Source organism: Pseudomonas sp. ICMP 460, assembly GCF_002723595.1.
GTDB classification, from domain to species: Bacteria; Pseudomonadota; Gammaproteobacteria; order Pseudomonadales; family Pseudomonadaceae; genus Aquipseudomonas; species Aquipseudomonas kitaguniensis.
In genome coordinates this window covers 1-12,330 of record NZ_LKBR01000036.1, presented here as the reverse complement: position 1 = coordinate 12,330, position 12,330 = coordinate 1, and the positions used below count along the sequence as shown (strand labels likewise).

General features: G+C 60.7%; 9 protein-coding genes. All 9 read right to left on the bottom strand.

Annotation, left to right across the window (positions count from 1 at the left end):
• Positions 1-10: 10 nt before the first annotated feature.
• A complete protein-coding gene (locus AO240_RS21680) occupies positions 11-1,033 on the bottom strand; it encodes an ABC transporter permease (RefSeq protein WP_099239113.1) in 1,023 nt (340 codons plus the stop codon).
• The gene (locus AO240_RS21675; RefSeq protein WP_099239111.1) at positions 1,033-2,094 is read right to left on the bottom strand and encodes a microcin C ABC transporter permease YejB; all 1,062 of its coding nucleotides are present in this window, start codon (positions 2,092-2,094) and stop codon (positions 1,033-1,035) included. Before AO240_RS21675 ends, AO240_RS21680 begins: the two co-directional genes overlap by 1 nt.
• Positions 2,094-3,953, bottom strand: a complete 1,860-nt coding sequence (locus AO240_RS21670) for an extracellular solute-binding protein (RefSeq protein WP_099239109.1) — start codon at positions 3,951-3,953, stop codon at positions 2,094-2,096. The genes AO240_RS21675 and AO240_RS21670 overlap by 1 nt, the downstream gene beginning before the upstream one ends.
• A gap of 134 nt (positions 3,954-4,087) precedes the next feature.
• Entirely contained in the window at positions 4,088-4,369 is a 282-nt protein-coding gene (locus AO240_RS21665; RefSeq protein ID WP_058412590.1) for a peptidylprolyl isomerase, read from the bottom strand.
• Positions 4,370-4,610: 241 nt separating this feature from the next.
• A complete protein-coding gene (locus AO240_RS21655; RefSeq protein ID WP_099239105.1) occupies positions 4,611-6,221 on the bottom strand; it encodes an ABC transporter ATP-binding protein in 1,611 nt (536 codons plus the stop codon).
• Position 6,222: 1 nt separating this feature from the next.
• Positions 6,223-7,242, bottom strand: a complete 1,020-nt coding sequence (locus AO240_RS21650) for an ABC transporter permease (protein ID WP_099239103.1) — start codon at positions 7,240-7,242, stop codon at positions 6,223-6,225.
• Position 7,243: 1 nt separating this feature from the next.
• Entirely contained in the window at positions 7,244-8,317 is a 1,074-nt protein-coding gene (locus AO240_RS21645; RefSeq protein ID WP_058412587.1) for a microcin C ABC transporter permease YejB, read from the bottom strand.
• Positions 8,318-10,156: an extracellular solute-binding protein gene (locus AO240_RS21640; protein ID WP_099239101.1), complete on the bottom strand. Its 1,839-nt coding sequence runs from the start codon at positions 10,154-10,156 to the stop codon at positions 8,318-8,320.
• Positions 10,153-11,982 carry an extracellular solute-binding protein gene (locus AO240_RS21635; RefSeq protein ID WP_099239099.1) on the bottom strand — a complete coding sequence of 610 codons (1,830 nt, stop codon included), beginning with the start codon at positions 11,980-11,982 and terminating at the stop codon, positions 10,153-10,155. The genes AO240_RS21640 and AO240_RS21635 overlap by 4 nt, the downstream gene beginning before the upstream one ends.
• Positions 11,983-12,330 lie beyond the last annotated feature (348 nt).

Sequence of the window (12,330 nt, the reverse complement as noted above, 5' to 3'; positions counted from 1 at the left end):
ACAGACTCACTCATGCACGGGGGTCGAAGGCATCACGCAACGCCTCGCCGATAAATACCAGCAGCGACAGAATCAGCGCCAAGGTGAAAAACGCCGTCAGGCCCAGCCACGGCGCTTGCAGGTTCTGCTTGCCTTGCGCGATCAGCTCGCCCAGTGACGCACTGCCTGCCGGCATGCCGAAGCCGAGGAAATCCAGGGCGCTCAAGGTGGAAATCGCGCCGGTCAAAATAAACGGCAGGTAGCTCAAGGTGGCGGTCATCGCGTTCGGCAGGATGTGCCGACGGATAATCTTGCCGTCGCCCAAGCCCAGGGCGCGTGCGGCCTTGACGTATTCCAGGTTGCGCCCGCGCAGGAACTCGGCACGCACCACGTCCACCAGCGCGAGCCACGAAAACAGCGCCATGATGCCCAGCAACCACCAGAAGTTCGGCTCGACAAACCCCGACAGGATGATCAACAGGTACAGCACCGGCAGCCCGGACCACACTTCCAGAATGCGCTGGCCGAGCAAGTCCACCCAGCCGCCGTAGTAACCCTGCAACGCGCCGGCGGCGATGCCGATGGCGGCGCTGATCGCGGTCAGCGCCAACGCGAACAATATCGACACGCGTGCGCCAAACAGCACGCGCGCCAACACATCCCGCGACTGGTCGTCGGTGCCCAGCCAGTTCACCGCCGAGGGCGGGCTCGGGGCAGGGCGGGTCAGTTCGTAATTGGGCGTGTCAGCGCTGAACGGCACCGGCGGAAACAGCATCCAGCCGCCGTCCTGCTTGATCAGCTTTTGCACGTAGTCACTGCGGTAGTCGGCCTGAAACGGCAACTGCCCGCCGAACTGTTGCTCGGTGTAGCGCTTGAACACCGGAAAATACAGCTCGTTTTTGAAGCTGAGTACCAGCGGCTTGTCATTGGCGATCAACTCGCCGCCAAGGGTCAGGATAAACAGGCCGATAAACAGCCACAGCGACCACCAGCCGCGACGGTTCTTTTTGAAGCGCTCGAAACGCCGACGCGCTACCGGAGACAAATCAAGCATCAGGCGTTCCTCGCGGCGAAGTCGATACGCGGGTCCACCCACGTGTAGCAGAGGTCGCCGATGAGTTTTATCAGCAGCCCGAACAGGGTGAAGATAAACAGCGAACCGAACACCACCGGGTAGTCACGCGACACGGCGGCTTCGTAGCTCATGCGGCCGAGGCCATCGAGTGAGAAGATCACCTCGATCAGCAACGAACCGGCGAAAAACACGCTGATAAACGCCTGCGGAATCCCGGAAATAACCAGCAACATCGCGTTGCGGAACACATGCCCATACAGCACGCGCCGTTCGCTCAAGCCTTTGGCGCGCGCGGTGACGACGTATTGGCGGGTAATTTCATTCAGGAACGAGTTTTTGGTGAGGATGGTCAGTGTGGCGAACCCGCCGATCACCAGTGCCGTGACCGGCAACACCAAGTGCCAGAAGTAGTCGGCGATTTTGCCCACGGTACTCAGTTCTTCAAAATTTTCCGAGACCAGCCCGCGCACCGGGAACCAGTTCAACGAAGTGCCGCCGGCGAACAGCACAATCAGGAACATCGCAAACAGAAACGCCGGCATGGCATAGCCGATGACGATGGCGGTGCTGCTCCACACATCAAAGCTGCTGCCATGGCGCACGGCCTTGCGAATGCCCAAGGGGATCGACACCAGGTAGGTGATCAGCGTGGCCCAGAGGCCGAGCGAGATGGTCACCGGCATTTTTTCCAGGATCAGGTCGGTGACGGTCGAGCCGCGAAAGAAGCTGTTGCCGAAATCCAGCCGGGTGTAACTCTTGAGCATCAGCCACAGGCGTTCCGGGGCGGGCTTGTCGAAGCCGTATTGCTTTTCGATGTCTTTGATCAGCTTGGGGTCCAGGCCCCGGCTGGCCCGCGAACCGCCGCTGATGCCTTCACCGGACGAGCCACCGACAGCGCCGCCGCCAATGCCTTGCAAGTGCGCGATGGCTTGCTCCACCGGCCCGCCGGGCGCGGCCTGCACGATCACGAAGTTGACCAGCAGGATGATCACCAGCGTCGGAATAATCAGCAGCAGGCGCCGCACGATATAGGCAAACATCAGTGGGCACCTCCGCGCTTTTTCAACTCGGCGTTCATTTGCTCATTCGTCAGTGGCGTGGGGCTGATTTCCCACCAGGTTTCCAGCGCTTCGTCGTTTTTGGCGGCGATGGCCGGGCGGCCGAAGCGGTTCCACCACGCGGCGGACGTGCCGGGCGGGTAGTAATTGGGAATCCACAGGTAGTTCCATTGCAGCACACGGTCGAGGGCATGCGCATAGGTGAGCATCTGCGCTTGGGTGTTGGCCTTGACCAGGCCTTTGATCAGGCTGTCGACGGCCGGGTCCTGGAGCACCATGTAGTTATTTGCGCCGGGGTCGAAGGCGGCCGCCGAGCCGAAGAAGTTGTACAGCTCCATCCCGGGCGAGGTGGTGACCGGGAAGCCGCTGACGATCATGTCGTAGTCGCGGGCCATGACGCGGTTCACGTATTGCGAGGAATCGATGCGGCGGATATTCAGGGTGATACCGATTTGCGCCAGGTTGCGTTTATACGGCAGCAACAGACGCTCCACACCGCTTTGCGCGTTGAGAAAGGTGAACTCCAGCGGCTCGCCTTCGGCGTTCACCAGCCTGTCACCCTCGGGTTTCCAGCCGGCTTCTTCGAGCAAGGCCAGCGCTTGCAACTGCTTGTCGCGGATCATGCCGCTGCCGTCGGTGACCGGCGCCTTGAACACGTGGGTTAACACTTCTTCGGGCACTTGCCCACGCAGCGGCTCAAGAATCGCCAGCTCGTCTTTGCTCGGCAACTGGGTCGCGGCCAGCGGGCTGTTCGAGAAAAAGCTCTGCTGGCGGATGTACATGTTGCGCATCATCTGCCGGTTGGCCCATTCAAAATCCCACAGCATCGCCAAAGCCTGACGCACGCGGCGGTCTTTAAACATCGGCTTTTGCACGTTGAATACATAGCCTTGCGCCGGTTGCGGCATTTCTTTGGCCAAGTGCTCACGCTGCAATCGGCCATCGTCCAGCGCCGGGCCGTTGTAGCCGATGGAGTAACCGGTGGCAGAGAATTCGCGGTTGAAGTCGTAGGCGCCACCGCGCAACACCTGGCGGGCGACTTCGGTGTCGCCGAAATACTCCAGGCTCAACTGGTTGAAGTTGTACAGGCCACGGCTGACGGGCAAGTCCTTGCCCCACCAGTTTGGGTCGCGGGTAAAGGTGATGGTGCTGCCGGAATCGATTTTGCTGATGGTGTACGGGCCGCTGCCCAGCGGGGCTTCGTAGCCGCCGCCGTTGGCGAAGTCGCGGGTTTTCCACCAGTGCTCGGGGAACACCGGCAAGGTCGCAATATCCAGCGCCAACGTGCGGTTTTCATTGCTGGAAAAGTCAAAGCGCACCTGGCGCTCGCCTTCGACTTCGACGTGTTTGACGTCGGCGAACAGGGTGCGAAAGCGCAGGCTGCCCTGGGTCATCAGCAGGTCGAAGCTGTAGCGCACGTCTTCGGCGGTGATCGGTTTACCGTCGGCGAAGCGCGCCTTGGGGTTGAGGTAAAAGCGCAGCGACAGGCCGTCGTCGGCGCGTTCCATTTTTTCCGCGACCAGGCCATACACCGTGTAGGGCTCGTCCAGCGAACGCTGGGCCAACGGCGCGTAGAGCCAGCCGTCGACCTGGGCCACGCCGATGCCTTTGTCGATATACGGCAGCACATGGTCAAAACGCCCGATCTCGATGGCCGAGCGGCGCAGGCTGCCGCCTTTGGGGGCGTCGGGGTTGGCATAGTCGAAATGGCTGAAGCCGGCGGGGTATTTGGCCGGTTCGCCGTACACCGTCAGGTACGTCTGCGGGGCCGCGATCACGGCGGTACTGGCCAACAGCAGGGCCAGGGTGGAGCTGAGCAGAGATGAAAAAGCCAATCGCATTATCAGCCTTGAACGCCAGGTGACGAAGAATAATAGGGGGTTTGTACGCTAACGGCCTGAGCATCGCCAGTCGTCACATGCACAACGGCCCACCAAAAGGCGGGCCGTTGTTTAGAGCATCAGCGCAGACTGGATCAGTCCTGGCGGCTGGTGACTTCCAGCAGGTGATAACCGAACTGGGTTTTCACTGGGCCTTGCACGGTGTTGACCGGGGCGCTGAACACGACGCTGTCGAATTCTTTAACCATTTGGCCTGGGCCGAACGAACCCAAGTCGCCGCCTTGACGGCTGGATGGGCAGCTGGAGTTGGCTTTGGCGATTTCTGCGAAATCGGCGCCGCCTTCGATCTGGGCCTTGAGTTCGTTGCACTTGTCTTCAGTGGAAACGAGGATGTGACGGGCGGTGGCTTTGGCCATGGGGAGTAACTCCTTGAATAAAAAGGGTGAGCCTACCGGATTCAGGCGGTTATTTCCCGGCAAAGTTCCATTGGGTTTGGGTTGGGGCGCCAACGCCGACTGATCTCCCAAGCCGAATGCATTCAAACTGTGGGAGCGGGCTTGCTCGCGATAGCGGTGTGTCAGTTGAAAACTATTTATCTGACACACCGCAATCGCGAGCAAGCCCGCTCCCACAGAAAGCAGATCTGCTGTGTACCGGTCAAACCCCGGCGGCGGGCACCAAAAACGCTGCTTCCAGCAACTGCCGGGTGTAAGCATGCTGCGGCGCAGCAAAAATCGCCTGTGCGTCGCCCTGTTCCACCGCGCGGCCATGCTTGACCACCATCAACTGGTGGCTCAAAGCCTTGACCACCGCCAAATCATGGCTGATAAACAGGTAAGTCAGGTTGTACTTGGCCTGCAAGCCCCGCAGCAACTCCACCACCTGCCGCTGCACGGTGCGGTCCAGCGCCGAGGTCGGCTCATCGAGTAAAATCAAACGCGGTTTGAGCACCAGCGCGCGGGCGATGGCGATGCGTTGGCGCTGGCCGCCGGAAAACTCATGCGGGTAGCGATGCCGCGCATCCGGGTCCAGGCCGACCTCTTTGAGCGCCGCGATAATCGCCGCTTCCTGCTCGGCAGGCGTGCCCATCTTGTGAATCCGCAGGCCCTCGCCAACAATCTCGCTGACGCTCATGCGCGGGCTCAAGCTGCCGAACGGGTCCTGAAACACCACCTGCATTTCCCGGCGCAACGGGCGCACCTGTTGTTGGCTCATGCGGTCCAGTGGCTGGCCTTCAAAGCGAATCCCGCCGGTGCTCGCGATCAAGCGCAAAATCGCCAGGCCCAGCGTGGATTTGCCCGAGCCGCTCTCGCCGACGATGCCCAGGGTCTGGCCTTGCGGCAGGCTGAAGTTGATGCCGTCCACCGCCTTGACGTAATCGACGGTGTTGCGCAAAAAGCCTTTTTTGATCGGAAACCACACCTTCAGGTCATCGACTTCCAGCAGCGCTGGCCCAACCGCATTGGTCGCCGGCCCGCCACTCGGTTCAGCCGCCAGCAGTTCTTGCGTGTAAGGGTGCTGCGGCGCCTGGAACAGCGTCTCGCACTCGGCTTGCTCAACGATGCAGCCTTGCTGCATCACGCACACGCGGTGGGCAATGCGGCGTACCAGGTTGAGGTCATGGCTGATCAGCAGCAACGCCATGCCGAGTCGCGCCTGCAATTCCTTAAGCAGTTCCAGAATCTTCAGTTGCACGGTCACGTCGAGCGCCGTGGTCGGCTCGTCGGCGATCAGCAGTTCCGGCTCGTTGGCCAGCGCCATGGCGATCATCACGCGCTGGCGCTGGCCGCCGGACAGTTCGTGCGGCAAGGCCTTGAGGCGCTTGTGCGGCTCGGGGATGCCGACCAGCTCAAGCAGTTCCAGGGTGCGCGCGGTGGCGACCTTGCCGGTCAGGCCTTTGTGCAGGCCGAGCACTTCGTTGATCTGCTTTTCGATGCAGTGCAGCGGGTTCAACGAGGTCATCGGCTCCTGAAAAATCATCGCAATGCGGTTGCCGCGAATGTGCCGGATGGTTTTCTCTTTGAGGGTCAGCAAGTCTTGCCCGGCGTAGCCGATGGTGCCAGACGGGTGACGGGCCAGCGGGTAGGGCAGCAGGCGCAGGATCGAGTGCGCGGTGACCGATTTGCCCGAGCCGCTTTCGCCGACCAGCGCCAGGGTTTCGCCGCGCTTGATGTCGAAGCTGACGTTGTTTACCACGCGGTGGTGATGCTCGCCGGTGACGAACTCGACGCTGAGGTCGCGGACTTCGATCAGATTGTCCTGGTTCATCTCATTTCCTCGGGTCGAAGGCATCGCGAGCGGACTCGCCGATAAACACCAGCAGACTCAACATGATCGCCAGCACGGCGAAGGCACTCATGCCCAGCCACGGCGCTTGCAGGTTGGATTTGCCTTGGGCCACCAGTTCACCCAGCGACGGCGAGCCGGCGGGCAGGCCGAAGCCCAAAAAGTCCAGCGCGGTGAGGGTGCCGATGGCGCCGGTGAGAATGAACGGCATAAAGGTCATGGTCGAAACCATCGCATTCGGCAGGATATGCCGGAACATGATCGCGCCGTTCTGCATGCCCAGCGCCCGCGCCGCGCGCACGTATTCGAGGTTGCGCCCGCGCAGGAACTCGGCGCGCACCACGTCCACCAGGCTCATCCAGGAAAACAGCAACATGATCCCCAGCAGCCACCAGAAGTTCGGTTGCACAAAGCTTGCGAGGATGATCAGCAGGTACAGCACCGGCAGACCTGACCAGATTTCCAGGAAGCGCTGCCCGGCGAGGTCGACCCAGCCGCCATAAAAACCCTGCAGTGCCCCGGCGATCACGCCGATGATCGAACTGAGTACGGTCAGCGTCAGCGCAAACAGCACCGACACGCGGAAGCCGTAAATCACCCGCGCCAGCACATCGCGGCCCTGGTCATCGGTGCCCAGCAGGTTGACCGACGACGGCGGGGCAGGGGCCGGCACCCGCAGGTCGTAGTTGATGCTCTGGTAGCCAAACGGGATCGGTGCCCACAGCGTCCAGGCGTCTTTGGCCTTGAGCAGTTCCTGGATGTACGGGCTCTTGTAGTTGGCCTCCAGCGGGAACTCACCGCCAAAGGTGGTCTCCGGGTAGCGCTTGAGCGCCGGGAAGTACCAGCCGCCATCGAAGTGCACGGCCAGCGGTTTGTCGTTGGCGATCAATTCGGCGCCGAGGCTGAGCCCGAACAGAATCAGGAACAGCCACAGCGACCACCAGCCACGTTTGTTCGCCTTGAACCGCTCGAACCGGCGGCGATTGAGGGGGGACAAGTTCATCTCAATGCTCCCGGCTGGAAAAGTCGATGCGCGGATCGACCAGGGTGTAGGTGAGGTCGCCGATCAGTTTTACCACCAGCCCCAGCAGGGTGAAGATAAACAACGTGCCGAACACCACCGGGTAGTCGCGGTTGATCGCCGCTTCAAAACTCATCAGGCCGAGGCCGTCGAGGGAGAAAATCACCTCCACCAGCAACGAGCCGGTGAAGAAGATCCCGATAAACGCCGATGGGAAACCCGCGATCACCAGCAGCATGGCGTTGCGGAACACGTGGCCGTAAAGCACGCGGTGGTTGGTCAAGCCCTTGGCCTTGGCGGTGACCACGTACTGTTTGTTGATTTCATCGAGGAAGCTGTTTTTGGTCAGCAAGGTCATCGTCGCAAAGTTGCCGATCACCAGCGCGGTGACGGGCAGCGCGAGGTGCCAGAAGTAATCGCGGACCTTGCCGAACAGGCTCAGTTCTTCGAAGTTATTCGAGGTGAGCCCGCGCAACGGGAACCAGTCGAGGTAACTGCCGCCGGCAAACACCACGATCAGCAGGATCGCGAACAAGAACGCCGGGATCGCGTAGCCGACGATAATCGCCGAGCTGGTCCACACATCGAAATGGCTGCCGTGCCGGGTGGCCTTGGCGATCCCCAGCGGAATCGACACCAGGTACATGATCAGCGTGCTCCATAACCCGAGGGAGATGGACACCGGCATTTTTTCCTTGATCAGGTCGATGACCTTGGCGTCACGGAAAAAACTGTCGCCAAAATCCAGCTTGGCGTAGTTCTTGATCATGATCCACAAGCGTTCCGGCGCCGATTTGTCGAAGCCGTACATCTTCTCGATTTCCTTGATCAACGCCGGGTCCAGGCCCTGCGCGCCGCGATAGCTGGAACCGGCCACCGAGACCTCGGCACCGCCACCGGCAATGCGGCTGGTGGCGCCGTCAAAGCCTTCGAGCTTGGCGATCATCTGTTCCACCGGGCCACCGGGGGCGGCCTGGATGATGATGAAGTTGATCAACAGAATCCCGAGCAACGTCGGAATAATCAGCAACAGGCGACGAACAATATAAGCCAGCATTTAATCGCCTCCGCTCGCCGGATCGGCGGTTTCAGTGGTGCCCAGTGAGAGCGCCGGTTTTACCTCGGGTTTGGCCCACCAGGTCGCCGTGCCGACGTCGTAGCGCGGCGGCACCGCAGGGTGGCCCAAGTGGCTCCAATACGCCACGCGGAAAGTTTTGATGTGCCAGTTGGGAATCACGTAGTAGCCGAACTGCAACACGCGGTCGAGGGCTTTGGCGTGCGCCACCAGGCTTTTGCGCGAATCGGCATCGATCAACGCTTCGACCAACTGGTCGATCACCGGGTCTTTGAGGCCCATGTAGTTGCGGCTGCCGGGCTTGTCGGCGCTGGACGACTGCCAGAACTCGCGCTGCTCGTTGCCCGGCGAGGTGGATTGCGGAAAGCTGCCCACCAGCATGTCAAAGTCGCGCGAACGCAGGCGGTTGATGTACTGCGAAACGTCGACCCGGCGAATCACCAGGTCGATGCCCAGGTCGGCCAGGTTGCGTTTGAACGGCAACAACACCCGTTCAAAATCGGTTTGGGTCAGCAGGAACTCGATGCTCACCGGTTTGCCGGTGGTGTCGACCATCTTGTCGTCGACGATCTTCCAGCCCGCCGCTTGCAGCAACTGGTAGGCCTCGCGTTGCTGGGTGCGGATCATGCCGCTGCCGTCGGTTTTAGCCGGTGCGAAGGCTTCGGTAAACACTTGCGGCGCGATCTTGTCGCGAAACGGTTCGAGGATCGCCGTCTCGTCCGGGCCAGGCAGGCCGGTGGCAGCCATTTCCGAGTTCTCGAAATAGCTACGGGTGCGCACGTAGGCACCGTTGAACAGCTGTTTGTTGCTCCACTCAAAGTCCAGTAGCAGGCTGATGGCCTTGCGCACGCGCACATCCTGGAACATCGGTTTGCGCACGTTGAACACAAAACCCTGCATGCCGGTCGGGTTGCCGTTGGGGATTTCTTCCTTGATCAGCCGCCCTTGGGTGACGGCGGGAATGTTGTAGGCGTTGGCCCAGTTCTTCGCGCTGAACTCCAGCCAGTAGTCAAATTGCCCGGCTTTCAGGGCTTCGAGCGCCACGGTGCTGTCGCGGTAATAGTCGCTGATGCGGTTATCGAAGTTGTAGAGGCCTTGGGTCACCGGCAAGTCCTTGGCCCAGTAGTCCTTGACCCGCTCATAGCGAATCATGCGCCCCGGCTTGACCTCGGCGACCTTATACGGCCCGCTGCCCAGCGGGATTTCCAGGTTGCCCTTGGTAAAGTCGCGAGTTGCCCACCAATGTTTGGGCAATACCGGCAGTTGCCCGAGGATCAGCGGCAATTCGCGGTTGTTGGTGCGTTTGAACTTGAACAGCACGCGCAGCGGGTCTTCGGCCACCACTTCGTCGACGTCGGCGTAGTAGGTGCGGTAGAGCGGCGAGCCGTCCTTTATCAGCGCATCGAAGGTGAACAGCACGTCTTCGGCGCGGATCGGGTGGCCATCATGAAAGCGCGCTTCGGGGCGCAGGTAGAAGCGGACCCAACTGTTGTCCGGGGCCTTTTCGATCTTGCCGGCCACCAGCCCGTATTCGGTGATGGGCTCGTCCAGACTCTGTATCGCCAGCGTGTCGTAGATCAGTTGCAGGTTATCTGCCGGTACGCCCTTGCTGATGTAGGGGTTGAGGCTGTCGAAACCGCCCATGCTTGATTCGCGAAACGTGCCGCCCTTGGGGGCTGCGGGGTTTACGTAGTCGAAATGCTTGAAGTCAGCGGGGTACTTGGGCGGCTCGTTGTACAGCGTCAGCGCATGTTGCGGCGCCGCGTTCGCCGCCGTGCAGAGCAACAGGCTGCTGAGCAAAGCGTTGCGCAAAAACATCATTGGGCTTTCTCCGAAGCTTTCAGCCACCATGCGCTCAGGCCCAGGCTGTAGGGCGGCGTGGTGACAAAGGCGAACCGGTTGCGGTACGCCAAGCGATGATAGTTGAGGTACCAGTTGGGAATGCTGTAGTGCTGCCACAACAGTACCCGGTCAAGGGCACGGCCGGCGGCCAGTTGTTCTTCGCGGGTTTGCGCCGCGAGCAAGTGTTCCAGCAGGTGGTCGACCACCGGGTTGGCGATGCCTGCGTAATTCTTGCTGCCCTTGATGCCGGCTTGGCTGGAATGGAAGTACTGCCACTGCTCAAGGCCCGGGCTCAGGGTCTGGTTGAGGGTGATCAGGATCATGTCGAAGTCGAACTGATCCAGGCGCTGTTTGTATTGTGCGCGGTCAACCGTACGCAGGCGCGCGTCGATACCGATGCTGATCAGGTTCTCGACATACGGTTGCAGGATGCGCTCCAGGTTCGGGTTCACCAGCAAAATCTCAACGCGCAGCGGTTGCCCGTCACTGTTGAGCAGGCGTTGCCCCGACAGCTTCCAGCCGGCTTCGCCGAGCAGCCCCAGCGCATGCCGCAGGGTGTCGCGCGGGATGCCGCGGCCGTCGGTCTGCGGCAGGCTGAAGGCTTGGGTAAACAGCTTGGCCGGCAACTGCTCGCGGTACGGCGAGAGCATCAGCCATTCGTGGCCCACCGGTACGCCGGTCGCCGAGAACTCGCTGTTGGGGTAGTAACTCAAGCTGCGTGTGTAGGCGCTGCTGAACAGGCTGCGGTTGGTCCATTCAAAATCGAACATCAGCCCCAGTGCTTCGCGCACCTTGGCTTGGGCGAAGGTGGGCCGCCGCGTGTTCATGAACAGGCCCTGGCTCTGGGTCGGGATCTGGTGCGCAATCTGCGCCTTGATTACATCGCCACGGTTGACCGCCGGGAAGTCGTAGCCGGTGGCCCAGTTCTTCGCCTGGTGCTCGATATAGATGTCGAATTCGCCCGCCTTGAAGGCTTCAAACGCCACGTCGCTGTCGCGGTAAAACTCTACCTCGACCTTGTTGTAGTTGTAGAAGCCCTGGTTGACCGGCAAGTCTTTGCCCCAGTAATCCTTGACCCGTTCAAACACCAGTTGCCGGCCGGGGGTGACCTTGGTGATGCGGTACGGCCCGCTGCCCAATGGGGGTTCAAACGTGGTGGCTTTGAAGTCGCGGTTTTTCCAGTAGTGCTGGGGCAATACCGGCAATTCGCCGAGGCGCAGGATCAGCAACGGGTTGCCGGCGCGCTTGAACACAAAGCGGATGCGATGACGGTTGAGCACGTCGACCCGCGCCACTTCCTGCAGGTTGGTGCGGTACTGCGGGTGGCCTTCGGTCAACAGCGTGCGGTAGGAAAACGCCACGTCATCGGCGGTGATCGGCTTGCCGTCGTGAAAACGCGCCTCGGGGCGCAGGTTGAACACCACCCAGCTGCGGTCTTCGCTGTATTCGACCGATTGGGCAATCAGCCCGTAGCTGGAGGTGGGTTCATCGCCGGACGGCGCGTACTGGCCGGTGCCGACCATCAAAGGCTCGTTTAGCTCGTTGACGCCGTATTGCAGGAAATTGGGGGTGGAGACGGGGCTTGAGCCCTTGAATGTGTAGGGGTTGAGCGTATCGAAGGTGCCAAAAGCCATGACCCGCAGGGTTCCGCCTTTTGGCGCTGCAGGGTTTACCCAATCGAAGTGGGTGAATTTGGCCGGGTACTTGAGTGTGCCGAACTGCGTGTAACCGTGGCTCTCGGTAATCGTCGCGTTCGCAGCGAAGCTCAAGGCCAGAATTATTAGTAGAAGGAGGGGACGCTTCAAGTCAGAGATCCGATCCGGGCGGCTTGGGCTTTTATGGTCGGTACAGTAACAGCTTGCTCCGGTTGGAAAAAGGTGCGGGCCTCGTGGTTTGAGGGGGGGCTTCCAGGATCAGGATCAAAAGCGCTTTCCTGTGGGGGTCTACTGCATCTTTGATGTGGCGCTGTCGCGCATTGGGCTGGTTCGGGGTGTTCTTTGGATTTTCGTACATATCCGGTATTTGGATTATGTCTTATATCGGTTTCGCTCTTACAGCCAGCCCTTTCAAGGTCTTTTGAGCTTAGCTGCCTTGAGTACCCGATCCGTCGACACGTGAGCATTCGCGGCTTTGCCTTCCAGCCACTCTTTGGG